The organism is Nonomuraea muscovyensis (assembly GCF_014207745.1).
GTDB classification, from domain to species: Bacteria; Actinomycetota; Actinomycetes; order Streptosporangiales; family Streptosporangiaceae; genus Nonomuraea; species Nonomuraea muscovyensis.
Map to the genome: position 1 here is coordinate 752,680 of NZ_JACHJB010000001.1, position 19,258 is coordinate 771,937.

The window sequence follows — 19,258 nt, forward strand, 5'->3', positions numbered from 1 at the left end:
TCTCGGGGGAGGCACGGGTGGCCATCGACCTGCTCAATCACAAGCTCGATCGAGCGTTCGACCACATCGACGCGGCCGGCCGGGAGGTCGTGGACCGCGAGGACCTGCTGGGGCTCGGGGCCCGCATCCTGGTCGGTTTCGGTGAGTCTCCGACCTCGCTCGCAGGGAGCGGCCTGGTGGGCGGCTTCGGCGGGATCTGGTCGGCCCTGTCCGGGGCGCTCGGCCGTGACGGCGACTGCCGGCTGACGCGGGAGGAGTTCCGTACGGCGATGACGAAGGCGTTCGTCGTCGGCGAGGAGTACGAGCCGGTGTTCCGCCCGGCGACGGTGGCCGTGGCGCAGATCTGCGACGGCGACGGGGACGGCCTGGTCGGGATGCGGGAGTTCCGGACGCTGCTCAGCGCGTACGGCACCGCCTACGACGACGTGGACGCGGCGTTCGACCGGCTGGACCACACCGGCAGGGGTGTGCTGACCGTGGCGGAGCTGGTGGCGGCCGCGCGGCAGTACTACGCGGGCACCGACCCGAACGCGGCGGGCAACTGGCTCTTCGGGCCCCTGTGAGCGCGCGGTGAGCCTCTTTCTGAACGGCCCGGTGAACGGCCCGGTGAACGGCCCGGTGAATGGCTCCGCGCACGACTCGGCGGCCGGTGTGATGACGACCGTGCGGACGGCGCTGCGGTCCGTGCTGCAGTGGCGGCCGCCCGCGCCTCGCCGGGGCGGCCCGGCCGCGCTGGCACTGCTGCGGCTGACCGATCGGGTGCCCGCGCTCGCGGCTCCGTGCCGCATGCATCCCGCCGTGTACGCCATCGAGGCCGCCGTGATCGACTGGGCGCGGCGGACCGGCCTGCGCGCTGACCCGGGCGTCGGGTTCCACCGGATCGCCGGGCGGGCGTTCGCCGAGTTCGACGCCGCGGCGGCGGCGCTGTTCGCGCAGTGGCTGACGTGGCTGTTCCACCTGGACGACGAGATGGACGAGGGACCGGCCCGGCTGGAGATCTTCCACGGCATGCTGGCGGGCGGCGCCTCCCATCCGCTGGAGGCGGCCTTCGCCGACCTGTGGCGGGTGACGAGCGCGCGGATGAGCGACCAGTGGCGGGCCAGGTTCGCGGTGAACCTGCGCCGCCAGCTCGACGCCTGCCGGATCGAGGCGGCCAACCGGGCGGCGGGCCGCATCCCGTCGCTGGAGCAGTATCCGGCGCTGCGCAGGGGTACCGTCGGCCCGTACCTGTACGACCTGGTGGAGCCGTGCCTGCGGGTGGAGGCCCCGGCGTGGCTGCACGGCTGCGAGCCGTGGCGGGAGCTGGTGGACGCCTGCAACGACGTGACGGCCTGGTGCAACGACGTGGCTTCGCGGCCGAAGGAGCGCGGCGACGGCCACAACCTGGTCGTGGTCGCCATGCACGAGTTGCGCCTGGACGAGCGGCAGGCCGTCGGGTGGGTGCTCGACCGGATCGCCGAGCGCTGCGAGGACATGCGCCGGGCGGCCGGGCGGCTGCCGCTGGACGAGCTGGGGCCGCGCGCCGCCAGGGACGTCAGCAAGGTGGCGTGCGCCTACCTGGCGGCGCCGCGCGCCCACATCGACTGGCTGGTGGAGTCGGCCCGGTACGCCTGACCCGGGTGTGCGGAAGGACGCGCTCGCTCCGGATCATCGGTGTGCGGCCCGGGTGGGCCGAACCCCTCGGCATCAACCGGCTAGCTCGTGGGGCAGGCCAGCGCGTCGCCCGTCGGGGTGCGGCGGTAGACGACGTCCTTGCCCACGCGCATCCCCACGGCCAGACCGCTGCCCCTGAGCACTCCGAGGTGCTGGCTGACCGCGCCGGGGGTGAGCGCCATCCGGCGGGCCAGCGACGAGGTGGTGCTCGGTTCGGCCAGCGCGAGCAGGATCTGCGCCCGGCTGCGGCCGATCAGGGCGGCGAGCGCGCCCGGCGCGGGCGGCGGTCCCTCCTCCCACAGCGTGCCGACCCCCTGCACGGGATAGATGAGCGTCGACTGGTAGGGGGCGGACAGGACGGCCGTGGACGGCCAGTAGAAGGCGGTCGGCACCAGCAGCAGCCCGTCGCCGTGCAGCCCGTCGACCGAGCAGATCCACGGCCGTTCGACGACGAGCCGCTCCCCCGTCCAGCTGACCGACGGGTCCAGCCCGGCGAACAGCTCCCGTGCCCCGCCTCGCGCGAGCTGCCGCGACTTGCGCAGCACGTCGCGTTCCAGCAGGGCGTAGACGCGCGGCCAGAACTCGGCGAAGCACGCCTCCCAGTACGCCAGCAGCGCCCCGGCCATCCGGGCGACACCGGCCGCCGGGTCGCTCCTGAACCGTTCGACGGCCGCCGGGTCCTCGCTGACCACGCGCCCGGCCTCGTCGGCGGCCTGTGCGGGCGGCGTGCGCCGGACGCGCTCCAGCTCCTCGGCGAAGTCGGCCAGCGGCGTCTCGGGCGGCGGGGTGAGGAAGTCGGGCAGGTAGCCGGTCGGCGGGACGAGCGCGAACAGCTCGGCCAGGCCGAGATCGGCCAGGCGGGGCCGGACGGCCTTGACCCACGGCAGGTGGACCGACTGCCTGGCCGGGTCGCGCAGCGTGCGCAGGCTGGCCACCAACTCCCACATCGGCGAGAACGCGAACCTGATCCGCGCCACGTCCTCCGGCTTCATCACCCAGGTCACGGCCACACCTTTTAGTCTGCACTAAAGCGATCGCCCGCCGCGCGGGGGACCGCCACCCTTGGTCGGGTGAGCACGTCATTCGCCGAGAGGCTCGGTTTCCTGCGTTCCGCGGTCGGCGGGCTGCCCCGCCCGTTCTGGGCCCTGTGGAGCGGCACGCTGGTGAACCGCCTGGGCACCATGGTCATGCCGTTCACCGGCGTCTACCTGACCCAGGCACGCGGCATGTCCGTCGCCGCGGCCGGGCTGGTGATGGCGGTGTTCGGGGCCGGTTCGCTGCTCTCGCAGCTGCTGGCGGGGGTGCTGGCCGACCGGATCGGCCGCCGGGCGACGCTGGCGGGCAGCATGGTGGCCACGGCGGTGACGATGCTGGCGTTGGGGTACAGCACGTCGCTGTTCGCCGTCACCGCGGCCATGTTCGTGCTGGGGCTGGTGATCGACGCCTACCGGCCGGCGTCGAACGCGCTGGTCGCCGACCTGGTGTCGCCGGCGGAGCGGCCCCGCGCCTACGGGCTGCTGTTCTGGGCGATCAACCTCGGGTACGCGGTCGGCATGACCGCGGGCGGCTGGCTGGCCGGGGTCGGATTCCTCTGGCTGTTCTGGATCGACGCGGTCAGTTGCGTGGCGTTCGCGGTCCTGGTCTGGCGGGCGGTGCCGGAGACCCGGCCGGCCGTGCGCGAGACGCCGGGCGGGTTCGGGCTGGTGTTGAGGGACCGGGTCATGCTCGGCTTCACGCTCACCGTGCTGGGCAACGCGTTCATGTACGCGCAGACGGTGACGATGCTGCCGGTCGCGATGACCAAGGTGGTGGGGCTGCCCACGGGCGAGTTCGGGGTGGTCATGGCGCTGAACGGGGTGCTGATCGTGATCGTCCAGCCGCTGGTGTCGAGCCGGCTCGGCCGTTTCGACCCCTCATGGGTGCTGGCGCTGGGCATGACCGTCATGGGGGTGGGCTTCGCGCTGACGGCGTTCGTCACCTCCGCGGCGGGGCTGGCGGCCACCATCGTGGTGTGGACGGCCGGGGAGATCGCCACCGCCGGCCTGGCGGGCGCGATCGTCGCCTTGCTCGCCCCCGCCCACCTGCGGGGCCGTTACTCGGGCCTGTTCGGGTTCGCCTGGTCGGCCGCCACCGTGCTCGCGCCGTTGACCGGTGGCGCGCTGCTCGAAGCCGGGCCGCGGGCGCTGTGGTTCACGGTCGGCGGGGTCGGGGTCGTCTCGGCGGTGGGGATGCTCGCGCTCGCGCCGGCGATCAGGCGCCGCTCGGCCACCGCTGCGGAGGAGCCGGCGGCTCTGAGCACCGCCTGACGCCGTCGGTGCCGCCGGCACGGTGGACAGCCGAGGGCCCGGCACTGTGGACATACGCCATATGCCTGCACAGCATTCGGCTCTACGCTTGCCCCTGCCATGCTGACATTCACCGCATTGGGACCGTTTCAGGCCTGGGCCGGCGGTGCCCCCCTCGACCTCGGCGGCCAGCGCCAGCGGGCGGTGCTCGCGCGCCTGCTCGTCGCCGGCGGCCGCGCCGTGCCCGTGACCACCCTCATCGACGAGCTCTGGCCGGGCCGCCCGCCCGCGCAGGCGCTGTCCACCGTCCAGGGGTACGTCTCCCGGCTGCGGCGCGCGCTCGAACCCGGGCGGGCGCCCCGCGAGGAGGCGGCCGTCCTGGTGTCGGCCGCGCCCGGCTACGCGCTGCGCGCCACGGTGGAGCAGGTGGACGCCTGGCGGTTCGAGAGCCTGGTCCGCTCCGACGGCGATCCGGCCGGGGTGTGGGCGGCCCTGGACGCCGCGCTGGGCTTGTGGCGCGGGCCGGCGCTGGCCGAGTTCGCCGACCTGACGTGGGCGCTCACGGAGGCGGGGCGGCTGGAGGAGCTCCGGCTGGTCGCCGTGGAACGCCGGGCCGACGCGGGACTGGCGCTCGGCCGGGCGACCGCGCTGGTGGCCGACCTGGAGGCGCACGCCTCGGCGCACCCGCTGCGCGAGGAGGCGTGGCGGCTGCTGGCGCTGGCGCTCTACCGGACCGGACGGCAGGGCGACGCGCTGGGCGCGCTGCGCCGGGCGCGGAAGGTGTGGCGGGACGAGCTGGGGCTGGACCTGACGAGCGGGCTGCGCCGGCTGGAGGGCGACATGCTGGCCCAGCGGCTGGAGGAGCCTGCGGCGCCGCCCTCGGCCGGCAGCTCAGGAGGTCGCCCCGGTGGCGCTTCCAGCGGCGGGGGTCGCGGGGCGGTGGCCGGGGCCGCCGGGACGGGCGGTGCGCCGGGCGGTGCGGCCCCGGTGCGGGTGCTGGTGGCCGACGACCAGGCGCTGGTGCGGGCCGGGCTGCGGACCGTCCTGAGCGACGAGGAGGGCCTGGAGCCGGCCGGGGAGGCGGCCGACGGCGAGGAGGCCATCGCGGCCGTGCGCGCGAGCCGCCCCGACGTCGTGCTGCTCGACATCCAGATGCCACGCCTGGACGGCCTGGCCGCCGCCCGGCGGATCCTGGCCGAGGACCGCCCGCCCAAGGTGATCGTGATGACCACGTTCGGCAGCGACGAGAACCTCTACGCGGCGCTGCGGGCCGGGGTGAGCGGGTTCGTGCTGAAGACCTCGCCGCCCGAGCAGCTCGTGGCCGCCATCCGGGCCGCCTCCGCGGGCGACGCGCTGATCGACCCGGCCGTGACGACCCGGCTGATCGCGGGCTTCGCGGGCACGCCGGACCCGGCCGGTCCCCCGGGTCTGGCCGGGCTGTCCGACGACCGGATCGACGTGCTGAAGCTCGTCGCCCGCGGCCTGACGAACCAGCAGATAGCGCAGACCCTCTGCCTGCCCGGTCCGGCCGTCGCCGAGGAGGTGGGGGCGCTGCTGGCCCACCTCGGGCTGTTCGACCGGGCGCAGCTCGTCGTGGCGGCCTACGAGTCGGGGCTGGTGACCCCCGGAGCCGCAGGTGTGAAATAGTCCACTTTTCGTCGTTTGGACGATAAAAATCACCACGTACTAGGCTGGTCGCGTGGCACACCTGCGCATTGCCCTGGCCCAGACCAACCCGACCGTGGGCGACCTCACCGGCAACGCCGGCAAGCTCGTCGCCTGGACACGCGAGGCCGCCGACCGCGGCGCGCATCTGGTGGTCTTCACCGAGATGTTCCTCACCGGCTACCCGGTGGAGGACCTCGTGCTGCGTACCTCGTTCGTGGACGCCAGCATCAGGACTCTCGAGGAGACCGCGGTCCGGCTGCGGGAGGAGGGCCTCGGCGAGCTGCCTGTGGTCGTCGGCTACGTCGACCGGGCCGGCCTGGCGCCGCGCGTGGGGCAGCCGAAGGGCGCGCCGCTCGACGCGGCCGCGGTGCTGTGGCGCGGCGAGGTGGTCACCCGTACGGCCAAGCACCACCTGCCCAACTACGGCGTGTTCGACGAGTACCGCTACTTCGTCCGCGGCGACCGGCTGCCGATCTTCCGGCTGCACGGGGTGGACGTGGCCGTCGCCGTCTGCGAGGACCTGTGGCAGGACGGCGGGCCGGTGGCCGTCGTCGGGCAGGCGGGCGCCGGGCTGCTCGTGGCGCCGAACGCCTCGCCGTACGAGAAGGAGAAGGACGACGTCCGCCTGGAGCTGTGCGCCCGCCGGGCCCGTGAGGCCGGATGCGCGCTCGTGTACGTCAACCAGGTCGGCGGGCAGGACGAGCTGGTGTTCGACGGCGACTCGATCGTGGTCGACGCCTCCGGCGAGCTGGTGGCGCGGGCCGGCCAGTTCCGCGAGGAGCTGCTGACCGTCGACCTCGACCTGCCGGAGTCCGCGGCCGAGCCGGGCCGGTTCCCCTACGACGCGGGCGACGGCTCCACCATCACCGTGGACCGGATCGTGCTGTCCTCCGAGCCCGTCGCCCCCTACCCGGTGCGGCCTGCTACCGTCGCCGACCGGCCCGAGCTGCCCGCCGAGGTCTACTCGGCGCTGGTGCTGGCCGTGCGCGACTACGTGGCCAAGAACGGGTTCCAGTCGGTGATCCTCGGCCTGTCGGGCGGCATCGACTCGGCGCTGACCGCCACCATCGCCGCCGACGCGATCGGGCCCGAGCGGGTGCACGTCGTGCTGATGCCGTCGCGCTACTCCTCCGACCACTCCGTCGGCGACGCCGAGGAGCTCGTCCGCCGCCAGGGCCTCAACGCGCGGACCGTGCCGATCGCCGACATCGTCGACGCCTTCGAGAAGGAGATCGACCTGTCCGGCCTCGCCGCCGAGAACCTCCAGGCCCGCGTCCGCGGCATGATCCTCATGGGCCTGTCGAACGAGCACGGCCACCTCGTGCTGACCACGGGCAACAAGAGCGAGCTGGCCACCGGCTACTCCACCCTGTACGGCGACTCGGCCGGCGGCTTCGCGCCGATCAAGGACGTGCCGAAGACGATGGTGTGGGAGCTGTCGCGGTGGCGCAACGCGCACACCGACCCGTCGTTCCTGCTGCGGGCCGAGCGGCCGATCCCGGAGAACTCGATCACCAAGGAGCCGAGCGCCGAGCTGCGGCCCGACCAGCGCGACACCGACTCGCTGCCGCCGTACGAGGTGCTCGACCGGCTGCTGGACGACTACGTCGAGAAGGACATGGGCTCGGCCGAGCTGATCGCCGCCGGCCACGACCCCGACCTGGTCACGCGCGTCATCCGGCTGGTGGACCTGGCCGAGTACAAGCGCAGGCAGTACCCGCCGGGCCCGAAGATCACGCCGAAGAACTTCGGCCGCGACCGGCGGCTGCCCATCACCAACCGCTGGCGCGAGAGCACCTGAGGCCGGCCCGGCGCCCTGGAGGTGCCGGCGATCCGGGCGACTCTCCTGGCGGGCGGGCTCTCACGGGGTGAGGGCGGCCGCGACCGCGCGCAGCGCCGTCCCCGCGTCCAGGACGGGCCCGCCGTGGCCGACGCACACGCGATCCGCGCGTCGAGCTCGGCCAGCCTGCCGAACGAGCGCAGCATCTCGGCCCGGTCGAGGTTGAACACCCCGGGCGTGACCTGCCCGTTCACGTGCGCCACGGTGTCGCCGGTGAACAGGACGCCCGGTCCCGGCAGGTGGAGGGCGATGCTGCCGTCGGTGTGCCCCGGTGTGGCGATCACGCGGGCGCCGCCATGGCGCTGCCCGCGCTGCGGCGGCAGGGCATCGCGATGCCCGACCCGGCGGGCGCCGCCGAGTGGCGCGGCTACCTGACGCGGCTCGCGGACCGGTTCGGCATCCCGCTGCGGTTCAACGCGCCCGCCATCGGCCAGAGTCACCTGGTCGAGCAGTTCCTGCGGGAGAAGACCGCCGTCGGCCTGGGCGAGATGAGCATCGACGCCGCGGGGAGCGGCCTGCGTCGCATCCCCATCGTGGAGCCGGCGATCCTCCTGCCGTGGTGAGTCGTCTGGCACCGGCGCAACCCGCGCCCCCTCCTGCGGACGCTGCTGCGCCACCTGCCCTCGGCCGCCTTCCCTCCCCCGCCGATCCCGGGCGGTGGGTGCCCGAGACGGACCTGCGGCCCGTGGAGCCCTGACGGGCCGGGCCCCCTGGCGGAATCCGGTTGCCAGACGCGGTTCCATCGCCGACGATCACTCTGATGAGCACTGAGCAGATCCCTGAGACCCCCGAGACTCCCGCCCGGCAGGCCCGCCCGGTGGCGCTCGTCACCGGCGTGGGCCGCACGGCCGGCATCGGCGCGGGGATCGCGCGGAGCCTGGCGGCGTCGGGATGGGACGTCGCGTTCACCTACTGGACCGCCTACGACGAGCGCATGGCCTGGGGCAGCGAGCCGGAGGCGGCCGCCACGACCCGGGAGACGCTCGCCGGGCACGGCGCGGCGAGCGTGGCGATCGAGGCGGATCTGGCGGAGGTCGACGCCGCCGCCCGGATCTTCGACGAGGCCGAGCGGGCCCTGGGGGCCGTCACGGCACTGGTGATGTGCCACTGCGAGTCGGTCGACTCCGGCCTGCTCGACACCACGGTCGCGAGCTTCGACCGGCACTTCGCCGTCAACGCGCGCGCCACCTGGCTGCTGATCCGCGAGTACGGGCGGCGCTTTCGCGGCTGGCCCGGCACGGGCCGGATCATCGGCCTCACCAGCGACCACACGGTGGGCAACGTCCCCTACGGAGCGAGCAAGGGCGCCATGGACCGCGTCATCCTCGCGGCGGCCCGCGAGCTGGCCCACCTCGGCGTCAGCGCCAACGTGGTCAACCCCGGCCCGATCGACACCGGCTGGATGTCCGACGAGGTGCGCGCCGCCTGCCTGAGCCGGACACCGCTCGGCCGGCTGGGCACCCCGCAGGACACCGCCCACCTGGTCGGCTTCCTATGCTCGCCGGAGGGGCAGTGGGTCAACGGGCAGCTCCTCATGAGCGACGGCGGTTTCTCCTGACCCGGGCGCGGCCGTCGCGCGGATCCGCGCCAGCGCCCGGGTGAGGTCGCGGGAGGACAACCAGAGCTTGAACATGATCGCGGCCTCGAAGACCAGCAGCAGCGCGGCCGCGCCGAGTGTCACCGGGACGATCGCCCCGGTGATCGGGCCGACGATGAACACCGCCATCTGGAACTCGATGCCGCTGATCAGGTGGGCACGGACGCGGTGGTCGCGCAGCCAGTCGCGGATGCGGATGTACCAGGCGAAGTGCGCGCGGAAGTTCCGCTGCAGGTCCACCGCGTCCACCGAGGAGATCTCGCCCGGTTCCGGTTCGGCCTCCTCCGGGCCGCCGCCGGCAGTGACACCGGCGGCAGTGACATCGGCGGTGGTGACATCGCCGGCCGGGGCGCCGCCGGCCTCCTCGATGGCCTCGCTGAGCCGGCGGCGCATCTGGCGGCGTACCTTCGCCACCTGGAGCGCGTCCACATAGCGCAGCATGTCGAGGAAGACGATCAGGACACCGAGCAGCAGGTAGGACTCCTCACCCGTGGCCGCGAACCGGCCCCACGTGAGCGCCAGCGCGCAGGCCAGCACCCGGATCCGGTCGAAGACGTAGTCGAGCCAGCCGCCCATCACGGTGCCGGTCCCCTTGAGCCGCGCGATCTTGCCGTCCACGCAGTCCAGCACGAAGCTCAGGTGATACAGGACGGCGCCGGCGACCAGCCACTCCCAGCCGGGCATCAGGAAGCAGGCGGCCGAGCCGAGCCCGAGGGCGAACGCGCCCCAGGTGATCTGGTTCGGGGTGACGGAGGTGCGGTTGGCCAGGACGGTCACCAACCGGCCGGCCAGAGGATCCACCAGGAACACCGTCCACCAGGCGTCACGCGGCTTGTAGGTCCGCGCCCGCACCTCGTCCAGGGTGAATCCGGGCATGCCGAATAGAGCCATCGTCGAACTCCGTCTCAGTGCATGGGTTCTTCGTCGGTCCAGCCGATCGCCTCGAAGGCGACGAAGGAGCCGACCTGGGTGTCCTGGCCGCCCGCGAGCGTGGCGGCGCTGCTGGTCTCCTCGGCCAGCGGCAGCCCGCTCGCCGGGTCGATCACCAGCCGCCGGTCGCTCAGCCGGCCGTCCTCGACGACCTGGTAGGTCAGGGCCTGGCCGGTACGGCCGAGCGGGTCGGTGACCTGGCCCTCGGCCGTCATGCCGGGCAGCGAGGCCAGGATCCGGTACGCCGCGGCGCGCAGCTCGGGCGAGACCGGCAACCGGGAGATGATCTCCAGGCAGGTCTTCCGGAGTTCGGCCTCCATCTCCCGGCCCACGTACGCGCCGTTCTCCCGGGCGATGCGGGCCACCAGGTAGGCGCGCAGCCGCGCGGGGTCGTCCGGGATCGTGCCCAGCGCCTTCCAGCCGGTGAGCTGCTTGGTCAGGATCCCGTCCGCGTCACGCCATCCGACGCGGTGCGGGCCGCTGCGGGGCTCGCCCGGCGCGGCCTCCACCAGCGCCTCCGGGGTGACGCGGCCGAGCCCGGTCACGTCGGCCGGGTAGCGCCAGGTGCCCGGCGAGCCGGCCGCCCGCCAGGCCGCCTCGTCGCGGGGCGTCGCCGGTCCGGCGCCGAGGTAGCGGCCGGCCCACCGGTCCTGCCGGCCGTCCTGCCGGGTGAGCCAGGTCTCGCGGGTGGAGCGGCGCGCGATGACGTAGCGGCGGTCCGGGGACAGGATCCGCTGCCCGGTGACGACCCTGGTGCGCCAGTAGGCGCCGCCGGCCGGTTCGCCGGCCGTGGCGCTCGCCGCGGCCAGCAGGATCTGCCGGGCGTCGGGCCGGTCGGAGCCGGGCGTCGCGGGAGCGGTCCCCGCCTGGTCGGGCGCGAGGCGGATCGGCGCGTCGGAGGGCAGGGTCATCGCGAGCGCCAGCGCCGCGGCCGCCGCCACACCGGCCAGCCCCCTGCCGGCCGGCGCCCACCGCCGCACCCGGCTCCCCGCCGGGTCACGCCTGCCCGGCCACCGCCCGGAAGCCACCGCGTCCTCCGGTGTCCGGGTCCCGGCGGCGGGCCGCCGCCCCGGGCGCTCCGGTGGAGCGATGGGCACGGCGGCCGCCTCCGCCAGGAGCCTGTCACGGCCCGCCGCGACAGCCTCGGGTGACGGGCCGGGCCTGGAGAAGACGGCGCGTACGGCGTCCAGCTCGTCGGCGGGGTGGCCGTTCCGCTCATCCATCGGATCCTCCGATCATGGGGTTGACGCCGCCCAGCCCTCTGCGGAGCTTCCTGCGCACCCTGTTGAGCCGGGAACCGACGGTCCCGAACGGAATGCCGAGCGTCTGCGCGACCTCCTCGTAGCTCAGCTCGGCGAGCACCACGAGGAACAGGACGTCACGGTCGCCGGGGGACAGCCTCCGGATCGCGGCCGCGAGCCGCCCCTGTACGCTCGCGGCCGTCACCCGTGCCGTCACCCTCTCCTCGTGCCCGCCGTCGGTCACCTCGCCCGCGGGCGCCCGCTGCAGGGCCTCCAGCCCGCGCGTCTCCCTGCGTCTGTGGTCGGCGACCAGGTTGGTGGCGATCCCGTAGAGCCACGGCCGCACGGCCCCCCGGGCGGGGTCGAACGTCCGCCGCTTCCGGAACGCCACCAGGAACGTCTCGGCGGCCAGGTCGTCGGCCAGGTGGGTGCCGAGCCGGGCGGCGACGTAGCGGTGGATCTCGCCGAAGTAGCGGTCGTAGAGCACGGCGAACGAGTCCGGGTCGTGCCACGACCGCTCGATGAGTGCGGCGTCATCGGCTGCCACCGGCGCGTCCGGGGGAGCGGCCATGCGCGAGATGTCCCTTCTGTGGAGTACACCTCTATTCCGTCGCAACCCCCGTCTCACTTCACACTTTTTTCCCGCCGTTCCGCCCCGCCCGGCCCGGACGCCCGATCAGGCCGCGAACAGCAAGGTCAGGCCGCCGAGGGTGTAGGCCAGCATGAGGACGAACAGCGGGATCTGACCGGCCACGGCCCTGGCCGGGGGCAGCAGGCGCACGGACCGGTCGTGGGCGGCGACCACGCCGGCGACGTGCCCGGCCACGATGGCCAGCACCTGCACGGTGGCGATCGTGGCCGGGCCGACCGCGTTCTGGTCCACCTCGAGGTCGAGGCGGAGGGCCAGGATGAGCGTGCGCTGCCCCTCGATGACGAACAGCGAGAAGTAGTGGGCGACCAGGTAGCCGAGCGCGATCGGGACCAGCGCGTGGGCGAAGCGGGGCGCCAGGCCGCGGGCGCCGCCGATCAGCCCGGCCAGGCCGAGGCAGGCCGCGTACAACAGGGCCACCGCGGCGACGGCCGCCAGCAGCCCGAGCGTGCCGAGGCCCGTGCGGCCGAGCGGGCCGGACTGCAGGGCGTTCACCCAGGCGGGCGACGTCGAGAAGCCGTCGTAGCCGGTGCCGCCGAGCAGCACGCACACGGTGGCGACCAGGCCGGGCGCGGGTGCGACGGCGTCCAGGCCGTCGAACGGGTTGCGCAGCACCCGCGTGCCGTCGGCCCGCCTGCCGAACGGCGACAGGTGGCCGACCAGCGTCGAGTACGCCTCGAACGGGTCGCCGCGGTCCAGCCAGGCGTGGCCGTACACGAAGGTGCCGGCGAGCTGGACGGTGGCGTACCCGGCGCAGAAGACCAGCAGGGTGAGCGGGGCGGCCGGCTCCGGCGCGACCAGCTCCATCCAGGTGAACGCCAGCAGTCCCACGGCGGCCGGCCAGTAGCCGAGCCGGGCGGGCAGCGGGCGGCGCGGCCGGTCGGGGAGCAGCCGGAACGGGCTCAGCGATCGCCACACCGGCCCGAACAGCAGCGACGCCGGCACCAGGCCCACCCAGAACAGCACGTACACCAGGTACGGCCCGGCGTTGCCGGCGGCGGGCCCCACCAGCAGCCAGCCCACGGTGTAGGCGGCCAGGAGGAGCGTGACGACCCGCGCCGGCCGGTCCGGCCAGCGGAGCGCGACCGCCCGGCCGGCACGGTCGCCGCGGAAGCGGGAGTCCGCCCACAGCAGCCCGAGCGCCAGGAACGACGCCACGAGCGCCGCGAAGGCGCCGGCGTAGGCGTAGAACAGCGGGATCGGCAGGTCGCCCCGCTCCCCCACGCCGTGCGCCAGCACTCCCGTCATCGCACCGCCAGCTGGGTCAGCACCAGCCCGCTCCGGTGCGTCTCCACCTCGAAGACCCCGGTCAGGTCGGCGCGGAACCGCACCGTCACCGGCTCCCCCGGCCGCAGCGCGGCCGTGCGGTCGTAGCCGTGCACGTGCAGCTCGTCGGCGACGTCGCTGGTCACCGTGAGGGCCACCTGCTGGCCGCGCGCGGCCTCCAGCCAGCCCGGCGGCGGGCTGACCCGGCCCGCCCGTACGGTGATCTCCGCGCGCGCCTCCGCGCCGGTCGGGCCGGGCGCCGTGGTGGCCACCTCGTGGCTGTTGCCGGGGTCGCGGTGCGTCCCCGACAGCGGCCCGCATCCCGCCGCCACCGCCACCAGCGCGGCGAGCGCGACCAGCCGGGTGCGCTCGGGCGCGCTCACGCGGGGACCTCGGCCTCGCTCGGGGTCTCCTCGCCGGTACGGCGGCGCGGCGCGAGGACGACGACCGCCCACAGCACCCACACCCCGGTCAGCAGCCCGCGGACCCAGCCCGGCCCCAGCGGCACGACGGGGATGAGCTGCACCATCCGGTCGTAGGCGTCGGCGGCGGCCAGCACCCCGAGCACGATCGTGAACCAGCCGAACACCGGCCGCTCCGGACGCAGCGCCACCCCCAGCGACAGCCACCAGCCGGCCATGAGCAGCAGCGCCACGGCGGCCGGCAGCGTCCCGTCCACCGCGGCCGCCACCACGTCGAGCACCAGGCCCGCCAGCCCGGCCACGGTTGCGGCGACGACGAGCCGGCGCCCGGGCCGCGCGTCCGCGCCGGCGCCCGGCGGGCGGCGTGACCGGGACCAGAACAGGACCGCGAGCAGCCCCAGCACCGCCGAGCCACCCAGCGCGAGCTGGGCCTCCACCTTGCCCAGCCCCGACGCGCCGAACCAGTCGCAGCCCGCCGGCAGCCTCGCGTCCTGGGCGCTGAAGTCGGCGCACAGGTACAGCTTGATCACCTTGACCGGCTCGGCCAGCAGCCGGCTCGCGCCGCCCGTCAGCCCGGGCGCCCGCGCCGCGCAGACCGGCAGCACGGCGGGCGTGGAGGCGGTCGTGCCGGCCTGCCAGCAGTTGCCCGTGCCCTGGCCGTCCCACCACACGTCGAGGCCGTTCGGCAGGTGCTCGCCCGTGGGGCCGACGCCGAGTTCGTTGCCCTCGAACCGGTTGAAGCCGGAGGTGTCGAACTGCCTGTCGAGGCGGTTCTCGCCGCGCACGAAGGCGGGCACGCCGAACAGCTGGAACGCGGCCCGCTCGTGGCCCCACACCTGGTTGTCCCGGAAGACGTTGTAGTTGCCCCCGGCGACGATCACGCCGGTGCCCGGCGGCACGCCCACCTGGGAGCAGACCACGCCCCGCTCGTAGCCGCGCTCGGCGGGCGGCTTGGCGCAGGTGCCGTCGCGGGTGTGGCGGTAGTAGTCCCTGTTGTTGTCGTAGATCTTGTTGTTCTCGAACAGGGCGTGGTTCTGCGGCAGGCCGGGGTGGCCGGGCCAGAGACTGTCCATCGTGGCGCCGACCATGTTGTCGTAGAACTCGTTGTCGTGGACCCACACCGAGTCGCCGGCCGTGCCCGAGTAGCCGAGGGCGTTGTCGTGGCTCTTGCAGCGGCGGATCTCGATGGCGTAGCGGGGCACCTCGTGGCCGCGGCCGTCGTTGATGTTGGAGGCGCTGCCCGGGTACAGGCCGCCGTCGCCGTTGCCGTAGGCCTCGCAGTCAGTGTAGAGGCCGTGGTCGCTGGCGAAGGTGAGGAAGCCGTACTCGTCGTTCCAGCGGGTGAGGACCCGGTCGATGACGAAGCCGTCGGTCTCCAGGATGTACAGCGAGTTGAACGTGGTGCGCTGGGCGGTGAGGTTGCGGAAGTAGACGCCGTCGGCGCGGTCGGCGCGGATGGCGTTGAGCTTGCGGTACTCGGCGTCCACGATCACGTCGAGCGGGCCGGCGCCGGTGCCCTCGATCTGGAGGTCCTTCTTGCCGAGGACGGCCACCAGGTTCTGGTTGTGGGGGCACTGCCGCTGCTGCTCGAAGGACAGGATCTGGTAGCCCCAGGTGGACCAGCGGGCCGGGAGGCCGGCGCACGCTCCGGTGGGAGGGGCCTGGCTGGGCTCCTCGCGGTAGAGGCCGGGCAGGATCGCGATCGTCATCCCCGGCCGGTCGACCTGGTCGACGGCTTCCTGGAGATGCCTGACCCCCTTGTCCTGACATTTCTTGAAGAGGGTGAGGTTGCGCTGCTTGAGGTCCGGCGGGAAGGCCGCGACGCGCCGCTCGAAGTCTGCCCGGTCGGTCTTGCAGACCAGCAGGTCGGGCTCCTCGGTACGCAACACCGGCACGCTGCCCGACCCGTCGGGGAAGGTCACCGGCCGCTCCTCGTGGGCCAGGGCGGCCCCGGCCGGCAGCAGCAGTCCGAGGGTCAGGGCGAGCGCGATCGCGATCCGGCGTAAGGGGGGCATGGCCGCGAGACTAGAACAGTGCTCACGTTCTGCCTAGGGGTGGATCTTGTCGTTCCCCGTGCGGCGGGGTGGCGGGTCAGGCGGCGAAGCCCGGCAGGACGTGGTCGACGATCCGCTCGGGAAGGTCGGCGGGGAGATCGCCCGGCGGGGCCCACTTGGTGTACCAGATCATGGTGCCCGACAGGATGGCCAACCCCATCTCGACCTCCAGGTCGGCGCGCAGCTCGCCGGTGCGGATGCCGCGCCGGAGCACCTCGCGCATGGCCTCCTTGCGCGGCTCGATCGCCACCTTCTGGAAGCGCTCCATCAGCGCCGGGTAGCGGTCGGCGTCGCTCATCATGACGTTCATCACGCAGCGTGTCCGGGACCGGCCCTTGTCCTCGCGCATCGCGCGGAGCAAGGTGATCAGGTCGTCGCGCACCGACTCCCCGCCGAGCGGCGGGAGCGGCGCCTTGAGCGTGGCGAGCGCGTCGGCGACCAGCTCCTCCTTGTTGGACCAGCGCCGGTAGATGGTGGTCTTGCCGACGCCGGCCCTCGAGGCGATCGCCTCGATCGACAGCTCGGCGACGCCCATGCCGTCGCCGACCAGGTCGAGGGTCGCCTCGATGATCGCCCTTTCGGCCTTCTCACTGCGGGGACGGCCCGCCGGGCGGGCCGTGACCGGTTCCTGGATCGTCATCGCGGCCTCACACTACCGCTGGTTCCTTGACCTCGGACTGCGGGACGGGCCGGGGCTTGCCCGGCATCCACTTCGCGACCACGGCGACACCGGCCAGCGCGATCACCGCGGAGACCAGGGCCGTGACGTGCATGCCGTCGATGAAGGCGGCGAACGCCGGCTTGAGGATGGCCTGGCCCTGCTCGCCGAGGCTCCCGGCCGCGCCGACCGTCGCCATGATCGACTCACCGGCGGCGTGCCGGGCGTCCGCGGGCAGCGCCGACAGCGCGGGGGCGACCTCGCCGCGGTAGGTCGAGGACAGCACCGAGCCGAGCACGGCGACGCCGAGGGCACCGGCGACCTGGCGGACGGTGTTGCTCATGGCCGAGCCGACGCCGGCCTTCTCCCGAGGCAGCGACTCCATGATCGCGGTCGTGGCGGGCGGCATGATGTTGGCCATCGCGGCGCCCTGGACGAAGAAGACGACCTCGATGAGGAGGACCGGGGTGTTCGCGTCGAAGAGCGCGTAGCTCGCCAGCACCACCGCGATGACCGCCATGCTGACCGTGGAGGCCAGCTTGGCCCCGAACTTCTGGTTCACCCGCTGGCTGAGCGGCGCGAAGATGAGCTGCGCCGCGGCGAACGGGATCATCAGGGCACCCGCCTCGATCGGGCTGAACCCGAGCACGATCTGCAGGTAGAAGGTCAGGAAGAACATCCCGCCCATCATCGCGAAGAAGACGATGCCCATCATGCCGATGGCCGAGGAGAAGCGGACGTTGGCGAAGCTGCGCACGTCGAAGATGGGGTGGTCGATGCGCCGCTCCCACCAGACGAACAGGCCGAGCACCGCGACGCCGATCAGCGACGGGACGTACACCTCGGGACTGGTCACGGTGGCCAGCTCGCCGCCGCGGATGATGCCGTAGACCACGGCCACCAGACCGACGATCGACAACAGCACGCCGACGGGGTCGAGCCGGGACGGCCTCGGGTCACGCGACTCGGGCACGATTGTGGCGATGAGCACCATGCTGATCAGCACGATCGGCACGTTGATCAGGAAGACCGAGCCCCACCAGAAGTTCTCGATCAGCAGGCCGCCGGTGATCGGGCCGATCGCCACGGCCAGGCCGACGCCGCCCGCCCAGATGCCGATCGCCTTGCCGCGCTCGGCGGGCGGGAAGATGTTGGAGATGATCGCCAACGTGGCCGGCATGATGGCCGCACCGCCGATGCCCATCGCCGCCCTGGCCAGGATCAGCTGGGTGGGGTCCTGGGCGTAGGCGCTGGCCAGCGACGACAGCCCGAACAGCGCCATGCCGACGAAGAGCATGCGCTTGCGGCCCGTGCGGTCGCCGATCACCCCGAAGGTGAACAGCAGGCCGGCGAACACCAGCGTGTAGGAGTTGATCGCCCACTCCAGCTCGCTCTGCGTCGCGCCCAAGCCCTGGACGGGGTCGGCGATGGTCTTCATCGCCACGTTGAGGATGGTGTTGTCGAGCACGACCGCCAGCAGGCTGAACACCAGCACGCCGAGGATGGTCCACCGGCGTGGGTGGCCTGTGTCCGTGTTCATGGGGGACCCTTCAATTTCGATACGTCAAAGTTTCGCAACAGGACCGTATCGCATGTTATTCCGATACGCAACAGTGTCGTTTCGCAATCCCGCCAGAGGGCGCGAACCCCCCGACCGGCCGCCCCCGCCGCCCGGCCGGACGGGGCTACCGGGGCGGGACCGCGGCACCACCGGCCGGACCACCGGCGAGACCACTGGGCGGGGTCAGCCAGCCGTCACCTTCGCCGGCGGCTCGGCGGGCACGTGGATCGGCTCGGCGAGGGGGCGCCGGCCCAGGAACGGCAGCGCGACCAGCGCCATGGCGACGCTGACAGTCCCCGCCACCGCGAACGCCCAGCCGGGCCCGTGGGAGTCGATGATCAGCCCGGCGATGGGCGCGGAGGCCGCCCCGCCGACGAGCAGGGCCGTGCCGTGCAACCCCATCGCCTCGCCCCGCGCGGCCGCGGGCACCCGGCGGCTCACCATGTCGACCGTGGACGACAGCGCCGGCGCACACAGCACCCCGGCGGGCAGCAGCGCCAGCACCAGCCAGCGCCAGTCGCCGCCGGCCAGACCCACCGGCACCGTCAGCAACCCCATCGACGTGATGAGGACGAGCGGCGACACACCCCGGCTCAGCCCGCCGTAGACGAACCCGCCGAGCAGGGAGTAGGCGCACCAAATGCCTACGGCGAGACCCACCCACTCGGTCCGCCCGGCCTGCTTCATGGTGCCGACCAGCGCCAGCTCACTCGCCGTGAGCACGAACGTGGCCGAGGCCGCGATGCCCAGGACCGCGACGAAGCCGGGCGTCAGCCACCGGCGCCGCGGCACCCGCGCAGCGGGCCGCTCCAGCTCCTCGGCGGAGCGGACCGGCGGGTCGAGCACGATCAGCGCGAGCCCCGCCGCCGTCGTGCCGGCCGCGATGACACCCAGCGTCGGACCGCTGCCCAGCGCGGTCATCCCGGCCACGGCCAGCGCCGGCCCGGTCATGTAGGACAGCTCGACCAGCATCGAGTCGAGGGAGAAGCCCATGCGGCGCTGCTCCAGCGGCACCATGGCGGCCAGGCACTGCCTGATCACGCTGAACACCGGCAGCGCCAGCAGCCCGGCGACCGCCGCCGCGACGACCAGCACCGGATAGGGCAGCGCCCAGGCGCACGACCAGAAGACCGCCTGCGCGGCGGTCGTGACGGCGAGCACGGGCCGCAGGCCGTGGCGGTCGACGAACCTTCCCGACAGCGGTGAGCCCACCGCCATGCCGACGGTGCTCGCCGCGGTGACGAGCCCCGCCCTGCCGAAACCCAGCCCCAGGCCGTGGACGACGTGCAGCGTGAGCGCCATCCCCATCGCGGTGGACGGGATGCGGGCCAGCAGCCCCACGAGCAGCAGGGTCCGCACGCCAGGAAGCCTGAGCAGACGCCGGTAAGGTTCGATGGACATGTTGATTGCTTACCTCCCCACCTATTGTGGCAA

17 protein-coding genes and 1 pseudogene are annotated in these 19,258 nt (G+C 73.6%); 7 read left to right on the top strand and 11 right to left on the bottom strand.

What is annotated here, in order from left to right:
- The first annotated feature begins 17 nt into the window (after positions 1 to 17).
- Complete coding sequence (locus tag FHU36_RS03600; protein WP_185082376.1) at positions 18 to 563, top strand: EF-hand domain-containing protein; 546 nt, start codon at positions 18 to 20, stop codon at positions 561 to 563.
- A gap of 7 nt (positions 564 to 570) precedes the next feature.
- A complete protein-coding gene (locus tag FHU36_RS03605; RefSeq protein ID WP_185082377.1) occupies positions 571 to 1,614 on the top strand; it encodes a terpene synthase family protein in 1,044 nt (347 codons plus the stop codon).
- Between the two features lie 80 nt (positions 1,615 to 1,694).
- On the opposite strand, the gene FHU36_RS03610 is transcribed toward FHU36_RS03605, so the two are convergent.
- The gene (locus FHU36_RS03610) at positions 1,695 to 2,657 is read right to left on the bottom strand and encodes a DUF5937 family protein (RefSeq protein ID WP_312891421.1); all 963 of its coding nucleotides are present in this window, start codon (positions 2,655 to 2,657) and stop codon (positions 1,695 to 1,697) included.
- A 66-nt stretch (positions 2,658 to 2,723) separates the two neighbouring features.
- Here FHU36_RS03610 and FHU36_RS03615 point away from each other — a divergent pair, with 66 nt between their 5' ends.
- From FHU36_RS03615 to FHU36_RS03625, 3 genes are all read left to right on the top strand, one after another.
- Entirely contained in the window at positions 2,724 to 3,959 is a 1,236-nt protein-coding gene (locus tag FHU36_RS03615; protein ID WP_185082378.1) for an MDR family MFS transporter, read from the top strand.
- Positions 3,960 to 4,076: 117 nt separating this feature from the next.
- The gene (locus tag FHU36_RS46180; protein ID WP_312891422.1) at positions 4,077 to 5,585 is read left to right on the top strand and encodes a BTAD domain-containing putative transcriptional regulator; all 1,509 of its coding nucleotides are present in this window, start codon (positions 4,077 to 4,079) and stop codon (positions 5,583 to 5,585) included.
- Positions 5,586 to 5,637: 52 nt separating this feature from the next.
- Positions 5,638 to 7,407, top strand: coding sequence for an NAD+ synthase (locus FHU36_RS03625; RefSeq protein ID WP_185082380.1), 1,770 nt, complete (start codon positions 5,638 to 5,640; stop codon positions 7,405 to 7,407).
- 191 nt (positions 7,408 to 7,598) lie between these two features.
- Here the strand turns inward: FHU36_RS03625 and FHU36_RS44035 are convergent.
- Positions 7,599 to 7,730 (bottom strand): annotated as a pseudogene (locus FHU36_RS44035) (MBL fold metallo-hydrolase); the annotation flags it as partial.
- A gap of 12 nt (positions 7,731 to 7,742) precedes the next feature.
- On the opposite strand from FHU36_RS44035, the gene FHU36_RS03635 reads away from it, so the two are divergent.
- Complete coding sequence (locus FHU36_RS03635) at positions 7,743 to 8,009, top strand: hypothetical protein (RefSeq protein ID WP_185084866.1); 267 nt, start codon at positions 7,743 to 7,745, stop codon at positions 8,007 to 8,009.
- Between the two features lie 197 nt (positions 8,010 to 8,206).
- The gene (locus FHU36_RS03640) at positions 8,207 to 9,004 is read left to right on the top strand and encodes an SDR family oxidoreductase (RefSeq protein ID WP_185082381.1); all 798 of its coding nucleotides are present in this window, start codon (positions 8,207 to 8,209) and stop codon (positions 9,002 to 9,004) included.
- Here the strand turns inward: FHU36_RS03640 and FHU36_RS03645 are convergent.
- From FHU36_RS03645 to FHU36_RS03685, 9 genes are all read right to left on the bottom strand, one after another.
- Positions 8,939 to 9,934, bottom strand: coding sequence for a CDP-alcohol phosphatidyltransferase family protein (locus tag FHU36_RS03645; protein WP_246501939.1), 996 nt, complete (start codon positions 9,932 to 9,934; stop codon positions 8,939 to 8,941). The two genes, FHU36_RS03640 and FHU36_RS03645, sit on opposite strands and share 66 nt — an antisense overlap.
- Before the next feature lie 14 nt (positions 9,935 to 9,948).
- Positions 9,949 to 11,196, bottom strand: a complete 1,248-nt coding sequence (locus tag FHU36_RS03650) for a CU044_5270 family protein (protein ID WP_185082382.1) — start codon at positions 11,194 to 11,196, stop codon at positions 9,949 to 9,951.
- The gene (locus FHU36_RS03655) at positions 11,189 to 11,785 is read right to left on the bottom strand and encodes an RNA polymerase sigma factor (RefSeq protein WP_185082383.1); all 597 of its coding nucleotides are present in this window, start codon (positions 11,783 to 11,785) and stop codon (positions 11,189 to 11,191) included. The genes FHU36_RS03650 and FHU36_RS03655 overlap by 8 nt, the downstream gene beginning before the upstream one ends.
- A gap of 105 nt (positions 11,786 to 11,890) precedes the next feature.
- A complete protein-coding gene (locus FHU36_RS03660; RefSeq protein WP_185082384.1) occupies positions 11,891 to 13,111 on the bottom strand; it encodes a hypothetical protein in 1,221 nt (406 codons plus the stop codon).
- Complete coding sequence (locus FHU36_RS03665; protein WP_185082385.1) at positions 13,108 to 13,512, bottom strand: cupredoxin domain-containing protein; 405 nt, start codon at positions 13,510 to 13,512, stop codon at positions 13,108 to 13,110. Before FHU36_RS03665 ends, FHU36_RS03660 begins: the two co-directional genes overlap by 4 nt.
- Positions 13,509 to 15,566 carry a right-handed parallel beta-helix repeat-containing protein gene (locus FHU36_RS45415; protein WP_185082386.1) on the bottom strand — a complete coding sequence of 686 codons (2,058 nt, stop codon included), beginning with the start codon at positions 15,564 to 15,566 and terminating at the stop codon, positions 13,509 to 13,511. The genes FHU36_RS03665 and FHU36_RS45415 overlap by 4 nt, the downstream gene beginning before the upstream one ends.
- Before the next feature lie 76 nt (positions 15,567 to 15,642).
- Complete coding sequence (locus tag FHU36_RS03675) at positions 15,643 to 16,245, bottom strand: TetR/AcrR family transcriptional regulator (protein WP_185082387.1); 603 nt, start codon at positions 16,243 to 16,245, stop codon at positions 15,643 to 15,645.
- Between the two features lie 7 nt (positions 16,246 to 16,252).
- Positions 16,253 to 17,803 (bottom strand): MFS transporter, encoded by a 1,551-nt coding sequence (locus FHU36_RS03680; RefSeq protein ID WP_185082388.1) that lies wholly within the window; start codon positions 17,801 to 17,803, stop codon positions 16,253 to 16,255.
- 204 nt (positions 17,804 to 18,007) lie between these two features.
- Complete coding sequence (locus tag FHU36_RS03685) at positions 18,008 to 19,225, bottom strand: MFS transporter (protein WP_185082389.1); 1,218 nt, start codon at positions 19,223 to 19,225, stop codon at positions 18,008 to 18,010.
- Positions 19,226 to 19,258: the final 33 nt, after the last annotated feature.

Coding starts and splice junctions, on each gene's coding strand:
- FHU36_RS03635 (WP_185084866.1), top strand. CDS start 7,743: ATGGCGCTGCCCGCGCTGCGGCGGCAGGGCATCGCGATGCCCGACCCG.
- FHU36_RS03640 (WP_185082381.1), top strand. CDS start 8,207: ATGAGCACTGAGCAGATCCCTGAGACCCCCGAGACTCCCGCCCGGCAG.
- FHU36_RS03645 (WP_246501939.1), bottom strand. CDS start 9,934: ATGGCTCTATTCGGCATGCCCGGATTCACCCTGGACGAGGTGCGGGCG.
- FHU36_RS03650 (WP_185082382.1), bottom strand. CDS start 11,196: ATGGATGAGCGGAACGGCCACCCCGCCGACGAGCTGGACGCCGTACGC.
- FHU36_RS03655 (WP_185082383.1), bottom strand. CDS start 11,785: ATGGCCGCTCCCCCGGACGCGCCGGTGGCAGCCGATGACGCCGCACTC.
- FHU36_RS03660 (WP_185082384.1), bottom strand. CDS start 13,111: ATGACGGGAGTGCTGGCGCACGGCGTGGGGGAGCGGGGCGACCTGCCG.
- FHU36_RS45415 (WP_185082386.1), bottom strand. CDS start 15,566: ATGCCCCCCTTACGCCGGATCGCGATCGCGCTCGCCCTGACCCTCGGA.
- FHU36_RS03675 (WP_185082387.1), bottom strand. CDS start 16,245: ATGACGATCCAGGAACCGGTCACGGCCCGCCCGGCGGGCCGTCCCCGC.
- FHU36_RS03680 (WP_185082388.1), bottom strand. CDS start 17,803: ATGAACACGGACACAGGCCACCCACGCCGGTGGACCATCCTCGGCGTG.
- FHU36_RS03685 (WP_185082389.1), bottom strand. CDS start 19,225: ATGTCCATCGAACCTTACCGGCGTCTGCTCAGGCTTCCTGGCGTGCGG.